The following is an 18,221-nucleotide window of genomic DNA, read 5'->3' on the forward strand; positions in this document are numbered from 1 at the left end:
ATGCAGAAACGAACAGCTATTAGGTAGCGGATTTAGAAAACTAGCCTGAAAACCCACTCCGGAGGGTTTTGAAAAGGTAACGTTTTTGCACGTCTTACTATAATTCTTAAAGAAATAACCAATATCTAAAGAAGATATTTAAAGACGTGCAAAAACGTTACCTTTTAGTCAGCAATACTGACCTATATGCCCGCGGATACCAAACACCTTCCGGAATACGCAGGGAGTTCCCTACACCTCGGAGAGAAGCGCCGTTTCGACGCACAGCCACTTTATAGCGCCATGTAGGGGGCTGATATACATTTCAGCACTTCACGCGAGGAAAGCGTTATAAGGGTCATTAGTGGGGCTAATTTGAAGATTTTCCCGATTAGCCCTTGCCTTAATGGGCCCACTGTTGTAATAAGGCAACAATCAACGAAGGAAAAAACAATGAACCAACACCACCGGATTAAACTTCCAGCAGACCGCGCGGCCCAAATTAAGGGCTTGGCAGAACTGCATGGAATTTCAACTAGCACAGCAATCGGAAAACTCTTTCGTGCGCTCAATCAAAATACGGATGTGCCTTGCGATATTCCGAGCATAGAAATCAATTCGCTTTCAGATGGGCTGGCAATTCGTTTCGAGAAGAATAAAGTCACAGGTTTCGATTTTGAAGCAGTCGCCAAAATCACAAAATTGATCCGCGAATATCTGGCAGGCGAACACGCTGGCGAGCGAAACATCTTGCTGTGCGCAGAGCATGGCGGGACGCTCACACTCCGGCGTATCGGCAATGGCTATAAACTCGCTATCCCAGCTGCCGCACCTGAGAAGAATTTTACGCCGGACCTTCTCCAAGACTTTGCAGACCTGATGGACCATGCGGCTGTGAAGGCGCAGCACTAATAGAAAAGGGACCAGCGCTACGAACGCTGGCCCCTTGGACAACCAATTAAGGAGGTCATTTGAACATGACTATGTATAGCGAATTTTACACTGAGATGCCAGTAGAAGAAGCAGGTTTTAGTAGTCGTCTTGAGAGCTTTTTCAGTGGCGCACCTATGCCGGAGAAAGCACCCGTCGATTATGATGCTGGCGGTGATGGCAGTAACGATGTTCGTTACCACCACTCGGACGAATATGATGATCACCTGATCGAAAAGACATACGACCAGCCTGCCTATGTCAGCCCATACGACAAGGCATTTACTCTTGTTCGCTCACTTGAGGCACAGCTTGAAAGCGCTGACCCAAATCAGGTTCACGGGATCAAAGCCGTTTTGCGGGATGCCAATGCAAAGTGGGATACAGAAAAAGAGCGCGTTCTTGATGATCGCCATCGCAAAATCCAACTGATCAACCGCTGGCGCGCTGAAAATCCCGACAGCTACAATGCAACACGGCGCAAAGCACGCACTGAGCCAAATACCAGCCTTTCAGATATGACGCCGGAAGAGCAAGCTGCGCACAAAAAGACCTTGGGTGCAGACCGGAAGTGGCGTTTTACTAAAGCCAAAGAGGGCTGGACGCCGGAGCAGATCGAAACTGGTATGAACAAGCGCGTGGAGAAGCGCCAGCAAAAGGAAGAAGCTAATGTTTGAGCTAATCTTGTTGATGCTTGCTGCGATTACCGCCTGCCAAACCTACAACCTCAGATAATCCTTGAAGTCTTCATGCGTGTGTGGTAAAAATAACACAACGCAGATGATAGATGCCCTATATTTTGCTTTACTTGGGTTATTCTCCAACCCGTTGGACTGAAGTGTCTTCTCCGCTTTGTCCGACAGATCACGGTAGGCTGCGAGAGTAGTTGTTTAAATGCCTGCCGTGATCACCCAAACCTCCAGATAAATTGCTTCGCTAATCTGGAACAAACCCCACAAGCTTGTGGGGTTTCCGCGTGACCTTCCTAAAAATCAGAGCTAAAATCAACAATCATAAGTAGTAGGATTTGGGGCTTTCGATGAGTATCTATGATGATTTGCCAGATAATGATCAACAAGCATTTATGCAGTTGGAGGAAGCGTTTCGCAACATACTTGAACGTGAAACAGAAGATCAGAATAGTAACTTCGACTATTGGGCTGCCCAATATATGAATAAGACCATAGCGGCAGCAAAGGCGCTAAACATTGACCCTGTGAATGAGTATGCAGTTGATTCCTACAACACGCAGAACTTTAGTGAAAACTACATTCGGTTTCGAGCTGACGTAGATAACATCGTGGTTCAAATGCAAATTCTCACTTCGCGGCGCAAAAAATCGCTGAGCGTCGGTTTGTCAGGCGAGCAGAAAACAAAGGTTCTGGCGCTAGTTGAGAAGATCAGGTTGGCAATAGAGAACTCCACGGCAAACCAAGATAAGAAGGACAAAATAATTAAGATTATCTCTAGCCTTGCTCAAGAGATTAGCAAAGATAGAACACCGCTGGAACGGTTTGGTGACCTCGCCCGTGGGCTAGCTGGCGTCAGCCGCGAAGTGGAGGAAATTGGCGCAGAGCCGTGGTGGAAATGGTATAAGGCTGCGATGGGGGTCGTAGATGATGCAAAAGAGTCCGAACTGCAACTTCCAAAACCAGAACAGGTAAAGCGTATTGAGCCACCAAGGCGAGAGTTGCCGAAGCCTAAGCGAGACCTTGATGATGAAATTCCATTCTAAGCGGGGCTTAGGGGGGGGGCTTGACCTAACGTCACTTGGTCCATTTTATTGGCGGTTACATGGTTACAATTCATCACTTAAGTCATTGATTTATAATGACGTATCTAGAGTTCGAGTCTCTCCGACCGCACCAATTTACATTTTTCAGTAAAATTAGCCAGAAACCTAAAGATTACAGAGGTTTGCGGCGTTCGAAATCCATTTTCACGATCATAAGCCAATGGGGCCATAAATGCCAATCTGAGGATGGTTTTCTTGAGTGGTAGGTTGCCCTTTCTCCATATTTTACGTGGGTTTGCGAGGAACATCATGGATAGTTCGAAAATATCTTCGAAGGTGTGCTGCGGTTTCGCCTTTTGATCCAGTTTTTCCACCAGAAGCAGTTTGCTTTTCTCAAGCGGGGCGATCTTTTTCTCATAAGCTGTGATGACCGCATTATTTTCCGTGGCAACGATGCGATCTAGCAAGCCGTCCAGTTGCTTATCAACTTGTGCGATGTCGTGACGAAGCGTTGCTATGTTAGCATCGGCTTGTGTGAGTCGTTGGCCCCACGCATCCTTGAGCATTGCCTTAGTGATATCAATCAATCCCTTTGAAGGCTCTAGCGATTGCATCACATCATCAAAGGCAGCGTCGATCTTCTCAGCCCGCATGCTTTTACGGTACATCGTGCAATCACGCGCCATGCACCAATAGTAGGGATATTTCTTGCCCGTGCTGCTTTTGGACCAGCAGGACGTGAGAGGCTTGTCACAGCAACCGCAGGCGATGGAGCCGCGCAATGGGAAGTCCACATTGATGTCAGTGCGTGCAGGTGCAATTTTGCGGGCCTTGGCGCGGTTTTGAATGCGCTCGAACGTCTCTAGTGAGATAATCCCCTCGTGATGCCCCTTACGCCGATCAATGCCCCAATCAGCATGCTCGATATATCCTGCGTAGATCACACGCTTGAGCATATTGCTCACTTTCTGGTGGCGGATTTTGCCATTTGGCAAATCCTTCGGGAAAGCAGGACAGCTTTCGAGATAGCGCACCACTTCGGCTTGAGATTCAAAACGACCAGAGCCATAGCCCTCCAACGCTTCCTGCAAAATGGACGCTACAGGTTCATCACGGACCAGTATCTTGCCTTGGCCCGAATTTTTCTCATAGCGATAGCCGACAGGGGCGGCGAACACGCTGTACCCGTTCATCATCCGCCCGCGCATGCGGTTAGCGGTTTGTTCGCCATTTTTCTCGCGTTGGTGTTGAGCCACAGGGGCGAGAAGGTTTTCGACAAGGATGGAGTCGCTATCCTCGCCAAACTCGATGGATGGGCTTTCCAGCTTGCCTCCAGCTTTGGACAAAGAGGTCCGCAATTCCAAATGCGCATTCAGACCACGCGCCAATCGGCTGATATCGTCGATGATCACGACAATCTCTTGAGCCTTGCTGGCATTCATATGCAGATAGCCCAGTATAGATTGCATGCCGACACGGCTTGCGGCCTTACCGCTCACATCATCGGTAAAGACGTCCAGCACGTCATAGCCCTTATACTTGGCATACTCGCGACAGCGGTTTTCTTGGCTTGCCAAGCCATCGCCTTCGCGCACTTGCTTTGCACCAGATACGCGGCAGTAAATCACAGCCTCTTGTCGGTTTGTTGCTTCTGTCATGTGTCCTCCTGTTCTTCTCTGATCAAGGATAGCAGATCAGACGGCACATCACTGAGCGGATCATCATCTTGTCCACAGGCCTGCTGCACAGGGTGGACGCTAAAGCCGAGATCAACAAAGCCAACAACGATGGACCAAAGCGCCTCGATCAGCGCATGCTTGTCCTCTTCCGAGATATCCTGATCCTCAAAGAACGGCAGATACGCGTCCCAATCAATGGTCAGTGTAGGCGGTGCCGTCTCTGGATTAAAGTTGGGGGGTAAATCGGTCATGACCGCGTGTCCTTTCTGCCCATTATCTGGGCTATTGCTGTTGTGGTTTCTCCCTCGTTTTGCATCACGTGATACAAGAACATAAAGCGAACATTGTAGGATAGAAGTCCTATTTCACAAAGCGTTATTTTACCTTTGCGCAACAGCGCAGGGGCAGAATAGGATACAAAAACAGACAAGACCTAAGGTATAGAGCGGGTCAGAACGGGTAATGATGGTGGATAAAAAATCTGAGGATATCGATTGGATGGTATTAGGCGCGGCGGAACGCGTTGAGCCAACCAAGCTGCTTTATAAAGCACTGCGGGCTGTATCGGACATCACAGGTCGCGAGGTCGATTTGCTGATGGATGATGCTTACGGCGAACCGAACACCACCAGCTCACACTACGCATCAAACTTTAGACGCGGTAACATCGCAGCAGGCAAGGCCATGATGATCCATCGCTGGCTTGAAGAAAATTACTTCGCCACAGCTCAAATCGCTGCGCCTGAATTGTTTCAGGCCAATCCGAAATCCGCGTGGGAGAGCTTTGTCGAGGCGAATGCCATCACGGGCAATGTGCGTATCGTTAGGCTTAAATCGAATGCGACATTGATTGAACGAGATGAGGAAGTTATCGAAGTTGATCATACACTCAGATTGACGCAAAGATTTTGCTTTCAGCTTTCTACCGAAATAAGAGGCGCTGCGCTTGCCTTTCAAAAATACGAGCAAAAATGGCACAATCTTTCAATAGGTCCTGATAGTCGAAACCTAAAAGGAAGCGTAAAAAGTGATCCGCAATTTTTACCGCTCGATACAGGTGGCAAACCTGTTGGGTTGCGCGAAAACAATGACGCTGGTCGGCATGAGTTTGTGATAATTGTGTCTGAGGGACCAAACCTGCCAGCGGATATGAGAAAGCTAGCGCAATTAAAGCAAGGTGAACTGACGTTTGAAGTACACAAAATTGCCGTTAAATTTGTGACGTGAACCATTCTGCTAAGCGCGTGTCTTTCGTGGTGTGGTGATACTTGCTTTGGAGCTTCACAAGATCACCCAACGCAGCGTTCACTTGATCAACACCGTCATCATTTTCCATTTGTGGTACCGTGTAGCCCATGTCTTCTAATGCCCAATCAAAGGTCTCTAAATGATAGTGCATCATCTTCCTGAAACGATCTTGATCAAAATTGTGACGATGCCCTAATCTATGGGCGATGACGTCCCTGCAAGTGAACGCGCGAATAAGGGGATCAGGGTGATGCCCCACGAGGATGAGTTCATCCTTGGTTTTGCGCATCAGACGAAATAAAACGTAGAGCGAAGCAATCGCAAGCGCACCAATATGCTCAACTGCAATTGCGGGATCACCCAAGAACGTTTTGGTGCCGTCATCGATCTTTTGACTTTGTACGGCGATAATAAGATCATCAATCTCTCTATCAAGTAAGGACGCTCCTATCGTATCGGCCTCAAACTCCCATGCCTGAGATCGCTCAATATAAGATGTATCGTGATCATCACGGCTGATCGCATTAAACTCTACCAGACCGTCCGCATCGGCAGTCTCGAAGTTCAACAGATCGACGTGGCCCCCTATGATATGGCCGTGTTCATGGGCTAAGATGAAATCCATACACAAGCGTGAAAGCAATTTAGCGCCCTTAGCGCGTTCAGGACTTTGCGCTGCAAGCCAAGGTAGCACATCTGGCGATTTTACTACTCTAGCCATGACCGTGTTGATGCTTTGATCAAAAGTTCCATTGATCGAAATGACATATTTACCATCGACTAACCACGCGAAACACAAGCGCTAAACTCAAGTTGAGGAATGACCCAGCACATCCAATATTGAAGCGTTCACCTCTTTCAGTTCGGCCCATTCCTTTGCACTTAACTGCATCCCGTTCGTGCTGGTCTGGTGCGCAGCGCAGATTGGTCCTCAGCTTGTTGCTGTTAAAGGCGATCATGCGTGCTCTGGCGATAATGAGAACGCTCATGCTGCCTGTTGCCGATGTTAATCTCGGCAACCAAACGAAATGGTTTTGCGAAGGAAGAACCGCGGAAAGTCGTCACACAAAAGTTGCAAAATATGTCGGAGCAATAGAACCTGAATGTTCGGTATTTGAATTGTTGAGCAACGCGTGATCACAAGTGGGGACTTGGCTATATTCAACCACAGGTAAAAACTGCTAGTATTTTGTCCACTGGGCAAGAGGGCAAAATATGTCATCGACGTAGGTGAAAGCAGGTGTTGTTCTTGGGAACATCGATTGTGCCCGCTGGAGTTGCATTGGCAGCAGTAAAGGTATCAGAGAAGGAAATATCCTGACTTGCCCATGCTATTTTATAGCAATTCGAAGGTGCATTTAGTCTTTTTTGCTCATCTGTGGTTGGCCTAAGCATTTTGAAAGTAACGCGAACAATGGTTCTTCGATACAATTCAACTTGGGTTTTCTGATCTGAATAAACTGGACATCATTTCCGAGCAGGTCGACCCACTTATAGTGGGCGATGAAGTGTCCATGGCTTCCAGTTTGGGGTAGGCTCACAACCCCTGCGCGATCCTTGGAGGATTAACTGGATTATTCCAGTGAAATTGAGTGAGGCGTGGGGCAGAGCCGTTGCATCCACGTACGACCACAATTAACCTGCTTTTAGAACTAAATATGCCTAAGCTTCTGCGAACTGGTCCTCCAGACGTTCAGGAGCGGTGGGAAAAGCAGGAAGCAATTTATGCGTCTAGATCGATGGGTCTTTGGGGCCGTTTTGAACGCCTTAGTCATGACGACACAGGTGTCAGCAGCTGATTTTGTCTCTCCAGAAATTCTCATCTTGGGAGATAGTCAAATCTCCTTTGGTTCGGGCCCTGCGTTTCTGGAATTTTTCACTGACATCAAAGAACATTGCCATCCGGATCAACAGCAAACTAAGAATCTAAAAAGTCTTGGGGAAATGCGTGTTGGGGTGATCGGGGTCCGCTCGACATCAATTCCTTCTTGGACTGCACGCCGCGGCGCAGCCAAGGACACGATTTGCGAGGAAGATCGTAAATGGCGCGTGAATGCTGGCACGTATGGTTTCATCAATATGACGAAAAACAAGTATGTTCAGATCGGAAAAGGTAAAGAATATCAATTCTGCGCACCTAAAAAATCCGCTTTTGAGGAGATGTTTCGCAAAGACTATTATGACCCAAAGTTATTGTTGATGTCCTTTCTTGGAAATTCGGCCCGTCGCTGGGCTGATAGCCCCGAGGCAGCAATCAGCGATGTGCAGGAGATGATGCGACAGCTTCCTCCCTCAATGCCATGTATCTTTATGACGACAGCGCCCGCCTATTCCGCCAAGATCGTTGACCTGCGGCTGCGTGCGCAGAAAAATCTGATGTCAGCCTTTGAAAAGACAGGCAGCCGTTGTACATTTGTCCCGGGTGCAACACCGGAAACGGTTGCTGCAAACCAGGGCAATAAGCACTATTTCAGGCTTAATAAGTCTGGGATGGTCAAAGATCCGTACCATCCTAATCAGCGCGCGGCTGAGAACTTCTTTGCTTTGGAAATGGACGGAATTTGCAATGCGATATTCGATCAAATCGATTAGTCATCGAAGGGAACTTTACCCAGCAATGGATGTCTGATCGTACTGAGAAATTCATGAGCGCGCGTGGTTATGAATAGGAATTTCGGCAACGAATTTGTCTGAAACGCCCGTTTTAGCGTTGTGATAGGTGTAAAATTAAAGGCCCCAACTGTTGGTGACAGTTGGGGCCTTTAATAAATCAAGTTTACTTAGCTTTCCGCCAAATGCTCATTTCTGCCATGGTATGTTGGAATTTACGTGCGGTTTCACGGATCACAAATGGGATGTCTTGTGGATCGCCAACCATTTCAAATTCTGGCGTTAATGCGTCTGCCAAGCCTTCTAACGTAGAGTAATTCTCGCCAGTCTGCGCTTTGAAGCCGCCCAGCCAATTTTCCCTTGGTGTGAATTCTTCTAACCATGTGTAGGGCGATGTAAGTACCAACAATCCACCGGGACGGATACGGTCCTTGATCGAGGTCAGGAATTCGGCTGGATTATAAAGGCGGTCGATCAGGTTACCGGCGAACACCAGATCATAATCGGTGTATTTGTCGGTCAGGTTACATGCGTCACCTTGCATGAACGAAATGTTGTCCTTGATCGCGTCGTAGCCATCGAAATCGGCTAATTTCACTTCTTTGAAGTCAACAAGTTCACCTTGGTTCTTAATGACGTACCGTTGGGCCCCAGTTGTCTGCAATGTTGATGGCGCTTCTATCAAGCGTGCGGAGAAATCTAGCGCATCCACGTGATCAAAAATCTTTGCCAGCTCAAAGGATGAGCGGCCAGTAGCACACCCCAAATCCAATGCGAGCTGCGTTGTCATGTCTTTGGTGTGCGGTGACAGCGCCTCGATGCAGGCGACGGGGAAGTTTTTCACGCCATAATGTTCGTCGCCGTAGTGGAACTCGATATACTGTGAAATTTGTTCGTCGGTTTCGTAAATATTCATAACTGGGTTCTCGATTTCGGCGCCCTCAATGTAGCGAAGGCCGGAGTATTGAAAGAAATGGCGGCGGAATGCATAGCGGGAATCCTTGATGGAATAATTCCCTGTGGATATCCAGCAACCGCCCTTAAACACGTTGTGTTTGCCGTCGAACGTAGGGGACGAAAAGTCGTCATAGATGGGATGAACGTTGTACCCTTCTAACCCATCGATGGGTGTTTCAGTCCATTGCCAGACATTGCCGATGATATCAAAGAAGCCGCCTTTGAATTCATGACGGTCCACGGGGCAGGGCGACATCTCGTATTCAAGATTGATGTTACCGGGTGCTTTTGTCCAATAGGGTTGATCTGTTTCGGTTGTTTGGTTGCGCAGGTGGTACCACTCGGCCTCTGTTGGCATGCGGATGTTTTTGCCTGTTTCTTTGGACTTCCAGTTGCAGAATGCTTTTGCCTCTAGATAGTTCAAATCAGCAGGCCAGTTCCAGGGCATGTCGATGACTTCCAGCATGGAGCGGTATTTGTATTCGCCGCCATCTTTGACCCAATAGACCGGGTGTTCAGCCTTGGCGTATTGGACCCAATGCCAACCCTCATCATCCCAGTTGCTGCGTGTGCGGTATCCAGCCGCTTTGACGAATTCCAAGAACTCGGTGTTGGAAACAAGGTATTTTGACGCTTTGAAAGGTCTGATCTTTGCTTCAGCGTGCCCAAATTCATTATCCCAACCGTAAAGCGGGTTTGACTTATCCTTGCCGTACTGAATATCCCCGCCGCTGACCTCTAGCAGTTCGTTCAAAGGGGCGGTGCCGATCACTGTGCAAATATTGCTCCAGACATCATGGGGTTTTACCTTGTCCAAAGGCAACTCACGGATCAACACTGCGGTTGTCTCTAGGTGAATACGCTCATGTTCGATCCCCATCATGATAATCCACATCGGATCATCCCATTTGATCGGCAAAGTGAATTCACAGGTACGGATAAAGGTATCAACGATGTTCCGCGTCTTATCACGGTAGGCCTTTACCTTGGCAGGGGTGGGCCAATCGTAGTGGGCTTCATTCAGGTCATCCCATGACATTTCATCCACGCCAATGGCCAATGTTGATTCTAAATGTGGATCAATCCGCTCATTGATCAAGTTAGCGACGTTTAGTTTGTTGATGTAGAAAACCGAAGTGTGGCCATAATAGAAAATCAACGGATGGCGCAACATATTTGCGCGCGTGTAGTAGGCATCATCGTCTACAAGGCAGTCAAAGATGCTTTCGTATAGGGAAAATGTGCTGTGAAAATACGTTAGTATTTCTTCCCTCTTTGACTCCACCGTTCCTTCATTCAGGATCGGCGTTTTTGTGATGACAGAACTAGAATTGGACAAGCTAAAATCAGAATGGGCGGATTCAGAGGGCATGTGCTTACCTTATGGTTTCAGATCTTGATGAGGGCTCTCTGGTTGTTAGACAACCGTCCCACATCAGTTGACCTGCGCGGCCTAAGAAACAACCGCAGGTAACGCATAGTTGTTCGCGTGTGTGCTGCTCGAACTCCAGACAAACGTGCGTAAACAAACAAATTTTGAAGTCCGTTTTTACCCATCTGCTTTAGCGTGCAGTGAATCTCGCTCCGCTGGCGATCAGGGGAGGGCGGCTGTTTGTTTCTGCGATGCCATAGCCTGCGATCTTTTTATAGGTGGCCGCGTGCTGGGCCATTTCATCATGAGGGATGACATCCTCGATGTTTTTGAACTGCCCGCCGCAACGTTGTTCAACGATGTCCAAAATTTTGTCCGGCCCTGCAGTCCTGTTCATCAAGATGATCTTTGAAGTCACAGGCAGCATCTCTTTTTCATAGGCAATCAGGGCGTCGTGGGTCAGGCCATGGATCAAGAAGGAGGCAACCAATTTGCGCGCGTCCGTAATGCCTGCACCAGCACCATTTGATCCAACAGGGTAGGCGGCATGGGCTGCATCACCCATCAACGTGGTCTGCCCGACTGTCCAGCTGTCCAGCGGATCACGGTCAACCATCGGATATTCAAATATCTCGTTTGCGCCGTGGATCAGAGCAGGGGCATCAAGCCAGTCAAATTTGATTTGCTCAAATGCGGGCAAGAAGTCGTCTATGTTGGCCGCACGGCTATAATCTTCTTTGCGGAATGCCTTGCTGGCATCCAGCTGAAGGTTGCAGATCCAATTGATTGTGGCCAGCCCGGTAACCGGATCAGGGGCTGAAATAGGGTAGGTGACAAATCTAAGACCTTCGTGTCCGATTAACGCCATAGAAGCGCCTGACAGGAATGGCTTTGCTTGGGTTGTGCCGCGCCAAAGCATGGCGCCTCCCCACTGCGGCTCGCTCTCATGCGGTTGCATCTGACGGCGAATGCTTGAGTGGATACCGTCGGCCCCAATCAACACTTCCCCCGTGACCGTTTGCATGTCGCCTTCGCGGTTTTGCAGCTTTAGGACTGCCTTGCCGTTGATGGTGTCAAATCCAGTAGCACGCCATCCAGTCTGTACTGCGTCTGGCCCGGCACGGCGGATGACTTCATCATACAGCATCACATGCAGACGGCCGCGGTGGACAGAATAAGAGGGCCAGTCATACCCAGCATCTAGGCCGCGCGGTTCTGTCCAGACATGCAGACCCTTCTTGGTATACAGGCCATAATCCTTGAGCCGGATGCCAACCTCATCTAGGCGGTCCTCCAATCCTAGATCAAACAATTCACGCACCGCTGATGGCTGTAGATTGATGCCGACGCCCAAGGGGCGCATTTGAGATGAGGCTTCAAACACCTGAAACGGGATGCCGACCTGATGGCAGCTTAACGCCAGCGCCAATCCAGAAATACCACCACCTGCAATTAATACTGTCACTTGTCGCTCTCTTAAATAAGTGGGGGAAACACCCCTAGTTGGTCATCTCAGTGTTTCCAAAGCTCGATTGCAAACTGTGCCACGCCGACGCTGCGCAGCGGGTGGCATCCAAGTATGGCAATGAAATCCCTAATGATAATTGTCACCTAACTATGGGGAGGCGTCCTCAACTTTGTCAATTCAGATAGAAAGCCGGATTTTCGTAACCCAACGCCCTGACGTGAATTGTGCTGGTTCTGCTAGGCCTTTGAAACAGTGAGCCGCTCGGCGTTTAATCGCCTATTTCCCTAGATATAGGGCCGAGACTGGGGATTGATCGCATATAGAGACAAAGGCGTTTGCGCCTGAGTCAATTTATCAGGTATGATCGCAGGAAAATAAGTGTGTCAAAGTCTTTGGCTCAAGAGTGCGCACCAAAGCGGACCGGAGTGCAAGGACCTGAGTTCGAGGGTGGTGTGAGCGTGAAACAAGCGGCTCTGTCAGGTGTGCGGCGTGCTGCATTAGGTGCGGCTATGCTGTGCTTGGGTGGCGAATTTACGTATGCCGCTGACGTGAAATTCAACGATCTCGCAGATGAGAGTTTAAGGGATGCCCTGCGCGGCGGGTCTCTATTGCATGAACAGACGCTGCTTGAAGAAAATAAACCCTCCGCAGGCGAGATTTTGGCAGCTGCGCAGGCGGACTATAAACGCTTGTTGGCGGTTCTTTACGATAACGGTTATTTCAGCGGTAGCATTGCCATCTCTGTAGACGGGCGTGAGGCGTCATCGATCCCGCCAGTTCAACCGCCCAGTTCGGTATCGCGTGTGCAAGTTACCATTGAGCCGGGACCGAAGTTTCAGTTCGGACGTGCGCGGATCGCGCCGCTTGCTGAAGGGACCGAAATTCCTGAAGGATTTTCAGAAGGCAAAACCGCAAGCCTGGGCGTGTTGAAAAATACAGTCTCTGCAGGAGTGAGCAGTTGGCGCAATCTGGGCCATGCAAAGGCAGCGCTGAGCACTCAGGAATTGACCGCAGATCATGCCGCAAAAAAAGTTCACGCCGACCTCACGCTAGATCCGGGGCCAAGATTGCGATTTGGTCCGTTGCTGGTGAAGGGGGAAAGCGATGTGCGCCGCGAACGTATCATCGACATTGCAGGTCTGCCCGAGGGCGAAGTGTATTCCCCCAATGAGATCCGCTTGGCAACCCAACGTTTGCGCCGCACAGGCGCGTTTGGGGCTGTGGCCCTCAGTGAGGCTGAACTTGTTGGTTCAGACCTGACGTTGCCGATTACCGCCCAGATTACCGATGCGCCCAAGCGACGTCTTGGATTCGGAGCCGAGCTGTCTACGCTTGAGGGGCTTACCATCAGCGGATATTGGTTGCACCGCAACTTCTTGGGGGGGGCAGAAAGCCTGCGACTGGATGCCGAGATTAGCGGTATTGGTGGCAGCACTGGCGGTACAGACTATACCCTTGGCGCGCGCTTTGAACGGCCAGCGACCTTCAACGAGGATACCAATTTTTACGCTTTTGCGCAGATAGAGCAACTTGATGAGGTATCCTATTTCTCCCGTCAGCTTGACTTAGAGGCGGGGATCGAACGGATCGCATCGCCAGAGCGCACCTATACGCTGGGTCTTGGCCTTATCCGTGCCGAAACCGAGGACGTGTTTGGCGAAGATAAATATACGCTCCTGACGCTGCCGCTCACTGCGGAGTTTGACTACCGCGATGATGCGTTGAACGCCAAAGACGGCTTTTACATCAAGGCAGAGGCGACACCGTTCTTGGCGCTTTCGGGGTCTGCCAGCGGTCTGCGCAGCTCAGTTGATGTGCGCGGATACAAGACATTTAATGCGGCAAAACCCGTCACGCTTGCGCTGCGTGGTCAGTTCGGATCGGTCTACGGTCCGACGCTTGCGCAGGCACCATCGGACTACCTGTTCTATTCGGGCGGCGGGGGCACGGTGCGGGGGCAGGAATACCAATCATTGGGTGTGGCCGTAGGTGATGAAACCATCGGCGGGCGCAGCTTTTTGGGCCTTTCAGCTGAGGTGCGTGTTGGCGTGACCGACAGCATCGGTATCGTTGGATTTGCTGATGCGGGCTATGTTGGTGAAGAAGAATTCTATGATGGTTCTGGGGAGTGGCATTCCGGTGCGGGCATCGGGTTACGCTACAACACTGCCATTGGCCCCATCCGTCTGGACGTTGCGGTGCCAACTTCAGGTGCGGATACGGATGAAGATTTCCAAGTTTACATTGGCATAGGGCAGTCCTTCTGATGCGTATCCTCCGGTTTGTTTTAGTGGCGCTTGCGCTGATGATCGCCTTGCCTGCCGCTGCCCAAGATGAAGACAAAAGCTATCTGACGCAGAAAATTCAGGAACTGCTTAGCGGTTCAGGCCGTCAGGTAGATATTGTTGGCTTCACTGGCGCACTAAGTTCGCAAGCGTCCTTTCAAAAAATGACAATCGCTGATGACGACGGTGTCTGGCTCAGCATGGAAGACGTCGTCTTAAGCTGGAACCGCTCCGCGTTGCTGGGCGGGCGACTGGTTGTTGAGGAATTAAGTGCGGCTAGCATCGACATACCGCGCCTGCCAAAAAGAGAGGCTGCCGCCTTACCCAATGCAGAAGCCACGCCGTTTACGTTCCCCTCGCTGCCTGAACTCCCTGTTTCGATAGACATTGATGCGCTCAATATCGCTAAGCTGCGTGTCGGCGCACCTATTCTGGGTGAGGCACTTGAGGTGCAAATGAACGCGAAGGCCAGATTGGATGATGATGGTTTGGATATAGCGTTTCAATCCAGCCGCACGGATGGCAAGCGGGGTTCTTTTGATCTGACCGCAAAGCTGACGCGCGGCGAAGATGTATTGGATTTACTGCTACAACTGAGCGAACAGGCGGATGGCCTAGCTTCAAATTTGCTCAATATTCCAAACAATCCGTCGATCGACCTGATTGTAAAAGCCAACGGGCCTGTAGACGATCTGGTTACCAATCTGAAAATCGACACAGATGGAAAAGAACGATTAGCGGGGGATATCACGCTGGTAACGTCGGGTGACGCCGCGGATCCAGATCGTCGCATCACGGCGGATATCCATGGTGACATCACCGCCGTAATCTTGGCCGAATACCGCGATTTCTTTGGCACCAAAGTTAGTCTCACTGCGGATGCTCTGATAGAGGCGGGTGGTGCCGTATCTGTTGATGCCTTCGCCTTGAAAGCAGCTGAGGTTGATATGCAAGGGCGTGTGCATCTGTCGGAGGATAAGTGGCCGTCTTTGATTGCGATCGCTGGCACCGTGGCGCGCGCTGATGGCAAGGCTGTTCTGTTACCGGGCGGTGGCGGGAGCACATTTGTCGACCGTATTACGTTGAATGTTGATTACGATGTGCAAAACGGTGAGGCTTACGAAGCCCAATTTGAAATTTCTGGCCTGAAAACGGATGAGGCCGAAGTTGCTCAGACCACGTTGCGCTCAACGGGGACGCTTGTTGGGGCGCTTGGAGATGTCGGCCAGTTGCGCGGGACAGTTCAATTTGCCGCGCAAGGTGTGGCATTGATGGATGCTGCCTTGGCCGAGGCGCTGGGCACTGAAATCAATGGCTCAACCGAGATCAATTACGTTGAGGACAAACCCTTTCGGATTTCCAACCTTGATCTGCATGGCACAGATTATGAGCTAAAGGGCGATGCCCAATTTAGTGGTGTAGACTCAGGGTTGCGGACAACACTGGATGCCACATTGGCCGCAACAGACATCAGCCGTTTTTCTGCATTGGCAGGACGCGAGTTGGACGGTGCAACATCGCTGGCGCTGAAAGGTTCTGTCACGCCGCTAAGTGGTGAGTTCACGTTAGATGCCAAAGGCACGGCAGACGATATTAAGACAGGGATTACACAGGCCGACGCGCTGCTTGAGGGACGCACCGACCTCACGATGACAGCAATCAGAAATGTGAACGGGACCTTTTTGCGCGGGCTTGAACTAAACAATGCGGCTATGTTGTTCACTGGCGGGGCTGAATTGTATTCGGCTTCTAGCCGCATTGATGCGGATGTAATCCTGCGCGACATCGCAACTGTATTGCCACAATACGAGGGGCGCGTAGCACTTAAGGGCCACGCCACACAGCGCGATGCAGGGTGGTTTGTGGATGTGGATGCCGATGGACCCTACGACGTTGCACTGGCGCTTGATGGTTTGGTGACGGGATCGAACGCCGCGCTGGAATTCTCTGCCCGTGTGCCTGAGGTGTCGCCGTTTGCCGAGGGGATCAATGGCCCACTCAACGCAGATGGGACACTGCGCCAAACACCCCAAGGATGGTTGCTGCAGACCGATGCGTCTGGCCCTTATAATGCAAGCGCAACTGTGAACGGGTTGGTCACGCCAACTGTGAATATTGGTTTTGACCTGTCCTTGCCGCAAATATCGGCACTTGTACCACAAGTGAAGGGGCCGTTACGTGCCACGGGCCGCTTGGTCCAGTCGGAGACGGGTTTTGAAATTCAGACAGATGCCTCAGGTCCCTATAACGCCAAAGTTTCCGCCACTGGCACGCTGACGCCAGCGCTTGATCTGAAATTTGACGCATCCGTTCCCAATGTGCAGCCCTTGGTCCCTCAGGTGAGCGGACCACTGCGCGCAACAGGCGAGTTGCGTCAAATCGATGGTATCATCTTTGTCGATACCACTGCTACTGGCCCTTACAGCAGCCGTGCCAGCCTGCGCGGTGATGTGACAGGGCCAGACGCAAATGTGGATTTCACCCTCGCAATGCCGAATGTTGGCGCAATAGTTCCCAAGCTCACCGGCCCGCTGAGCGTGAGTGGTAATGCAGATAAAACATCACAAGGTTGGCAGCTTGATACGTCGTTAACGGGGCCGGCAGGGACACAAGGGACACTGGCGGGGCTGGTTGCAGACAATGGGACCCACAATCTGGCGCTCAAGGGAAACGCACCTCTGGGCCTTGCGGGCCCCTTTATTGCGCCGCGAGTTCTGCAAGGGCAGGCGCGGTTTGATTTGGCGCTGAACGGCCCTGCGGGATTGAGTGCCCTGAGCGGTACAATCCAGACATCAGGCGCGACGTTGTCGGCGCCGAATTACCGTGTCGGGTTGGAGGGCATCAACGCCGATGTCCGCTTGGCCAACAACCGCGCGAACCTTGATATCTCGGCCAATGCAATAGGCGGTGGTCGTCTCACGGTTACGGGTGGTGTTGGTTTGGGCGGCGCGCTGCCTGCGGACATTGATATCAGGTTACAAGAGATTATTCTGGCCGACCCGCGTCTGTACCGCACCTCGCTAAGTGGTGCGTTGCGACTGTCTGGGCCACTATCGGGCGGTGCCGCGATCAGCGGTGACATCACCATCGGAGAGACAAACGTCACGGTCCCCTCCACCGGGCTGACCAGCATCGGTGAAATCCCGTTGATTGACCACGTTGGCGCGCCTGCTGCCAATCTGGCGACACGTCGCCGCGCAGGGCTGCTGGAGGAAGGCGCAACAAGTGACCCGACCGACAGCGGAACATCATCTGCGGGATTTGGGCTGAATATCTTGGTAAAAGCACCGGGGCGAATTTATGTACGCGGTCGCGGTCTTGATGCAGAACTGGGCGGGAACCTGAAAATATCGGGGGATACAAACAACATCCTCTCTTCAGGAAAGTTCGAGCTTGAGCGTGGGCGTTTGGACATTCTGGGAAAACGGTTTGACCTCGAAGAGGGCACGGCCACGTTTGAGGGTGATTTCATTCCCTACATTCGCTTTGTCTCAACCACGTCTACGGATGACGGTAGTGTCAGTGTTATTGTCGAGGGGCCAGCGGATGAACCCAAAGTCACGTTCGAAAGCACCCCTGACGGCCCCCAAGACGAAGTGCTGTCACAGCTGTTGTTCGGGCGTAACCTATCCGAGATTTCAGCCTTTCAAGCGCTGCAACTGGCCAATGCCGTTGCGATCCTTGCGGGTAAAGGCGGTGCTAACCTTACCGGAAATCTAAGGGACCGTTTCGGTCTGGATGATTTGGATGTCAGCACAACGGATAGTGGCGCAACGGCTGTGAGTGCAGGGAAATACCTGTCGGACAATATCTATTCGGATGTGACGGCTGTGTCTGATGGTTCTAGTGAGGTGTCCCTGAACATCGACATTACCCCCAACCTCAAAGGCAAGGCATCGCTTGGATCGGACGGGGATTCATCTATCGGTATTTTCTTTGAAAAAGACTACTGAGCAGT

Annotated in this window: 12 protein-coding genes; 7 read left to right on the forward strand and 5 right to left on the reverse strand. The window is 50.9% G+C overall.

The window, feature by feature from the left end; translation table 11 throughout:
* The first annotated feature begins 354 nt into the window (after positions 1 to 354).
* The 3 genes from V7775_RS07815 (at position 355) to V7775_RS07825 (ending at position 2,644) form a co-directional block, all read left to right on the forward strand.
* On the forward strand, positions 355 to 891 hold the full coding sequence (locus V7775_RS07815) for a hypothetical protein (RefSeq protein ID WP_335751324.1): 537 nt from the start codon (positions 355 to 357) through the stop codon (positions 889 to 891).
* Positions 892 to 956: 65 nt separating this feature from the next.
* Positions 957 to 1,586 carry a hypothetical protein gene (locus V7775_RS07820; RefSeq protein WP_335751325.1) on the forward strand — a complete coding sequence of 210 codons (630 nt, stop codon included), beginning with the start codon at positions 957 to 959 and terminating at the stop codon, positions 1,584 to 1,586.
* Between the two features lie 362 nt (positions 1,587 to 1,948).
* Positions 1,949 to 2,644 carry a hypothetical protein gene (locus tag V7775_RS07825; RefSeq protein ID WP_335751326.1) on the forward strand — a complete coding sequence of 232 codons (696 nt, stop codon included), beginning with the start codon at positions 1,949 to 1,951 and terminating at the stop codon, positions 2,642 to 2,644.
* Positions 2,645 to 2,748: 104 nt separating this feature from the next.
* Here V7775_RS07825 and V7775_RS07830 read toward each other — a convergent pair whose 3' ends face one another.
* Both V7775_RS07830 and V7775_RS07835 read right to left on the reverse strand, forming a co-directional pair.
* Entirely contained in the window at positions 2,749 to 4,302 is a 1,554-nt protein-coding gene (locus V7775_RS07830) for a recombinase family protein (protein WP_335751327.1), read from the reverse strand.
* A complete protein-coding gene (locus V7775_RS07835; RefSeq protein ID WP_335751328.1) occupies positions 4,299 to 4,574 on the reverse strand; it encodes a hypothetical protein in 276 nt (91 codons plus the stop codon). Before V7775_RS07835 ends, V7775_RS07830 begins: the two co-directional genes overlap by 4 nt.
* Before the next feature lie 211 nt (positions 4,575 to 4,785).
* Here V7775_RS07835 and V7775_RS07840 point away from each other — a divergent pair, with 211 nt between their 5' ends.
* Positions 4,786 to 5,550 (forward strand): hypothetical protein, encoded by a 765-nt coding sequence (locus tag V7775_RS07840; protein ID WP_335751329.1) that lies wholly within the window; start codon positions 4,786 to 4,788, stop codon positions 5,548 to 5,550.
* On the opposite strand, the gene V7775_RS07845 is transcribed toward V7775_RS07840, so the two are convergent.
* Positions 5,534 to 6,370: a hypothetical protein gene (locus V7775_RS07845; protein ID WP_335751330.1), complete on the reverse strand. Its 837-nt coding sequence runs from the start codon at positions 6,368 to 6,370 to the stop codon at positions 5,534 to 5,536. The genes V7775_RS07840 and V7775_RS07845 overlap by 17 nt on opposite strands.
* A 926-nt stretch (positions 6,371 to 7,296) precedes the next feature.
* On the opposite strand from V7775_RS07845, the gene V7775_RS07850 reads away from it, so the two are divergent.
* The gene (locus V7775_RS07850; protein ID WP_335751331.1) at positions 7,297 to 8,163 is read left to right on the forward strand and encodes an SGNH/GDSL hydrolase family protein; all 867 of its coding nucleotides are present in this window, start codon (positions 7,297 to 7,299) and stop codon (positions 8,161 to 8,163) included.
* A gap of 184 nt (positions 8,164 to 8,347) precedes the next feature.
* Here V7775_RS07850 and ovoA read toward each other — a convergent pair whose 3' ends face one another.
* Both ovoA and V7775_RS07860 read right to left on the reverse strand, forming a co-directional pair.
* Positions 8,348 to 10,510 carry a 5-histidylcysteine sulfoxide synthase gene (ovoA, locus tag V7775_RS07855; RefSeq protein WP_335751332.1) on the reverse strand — a complete coding sequence of 721 codons (2,163 nt, stop codon included), beginning with the start codon at positions 10,508 to 10,510 and terminating at the stop codon, positions 8,348 to 8,350.
* A gap of 190 nt (positions 10,511 to 10,700) precedes the next feature.
* Complete coding sequence (locus tag V7775_RS07860) at positions 10,701 to 11,975, reverse strand: flavin-dependent oxidoreductase (RefSeq protein ID WP_335751333.1); 1,275 nt, start codon at positions 11,973 to 11,975, stop codon at positions 10,701 to 10,703.
* Positions 11,976 to 12,358: 383 nt separating this feature from the next.
* Between V7775_RS07860 and V7775_RS07865 the strand changes: the two genes are divergently transcribed.
* On the forward strand, positions 12,359 to 14,245 hold the full coding sequence (locus V7775_RS07865; RefSeq protein WP_335751334.1) for an autotransporter assembly complex protein TamA: 1,887 nt from the start codon (positions 12,359 to 12,361) through the stop codon (positions 14,243 to 14,245).
* Positions 14,245 to 18,216 carry a translocation/assembly module TamB domain-containing protein gene (locus tag V7775_RS07870; RefSeq protein WP_335751335.1) on the forward strand — a complete coding sequence of 1,324 codons (3,972 nt, stop codon included), beginning with the start codon at positions 14,245 to 14,247 and terminating at the stop codon, positions 18,214 to 18,216. Before V7775_RS07865 ends, V7775_RS07870 begins: the two co-directional genes overlap by 1 nt.
* Positions 18,217 to 18,221: the final 5 nt, after the last annotated feature.

Origin of the sequence: Sulfitobacter sp. (assembly GCF_036960155.1) — a bacterium.
In the GTDB taxonomy this organism is placed as follows: domain Bacteria; phylum Pseudomonadota; class Alphaproteobacteria; order Rhodobacterales; family Rhodobacteraceae; genus Sulfitobacter.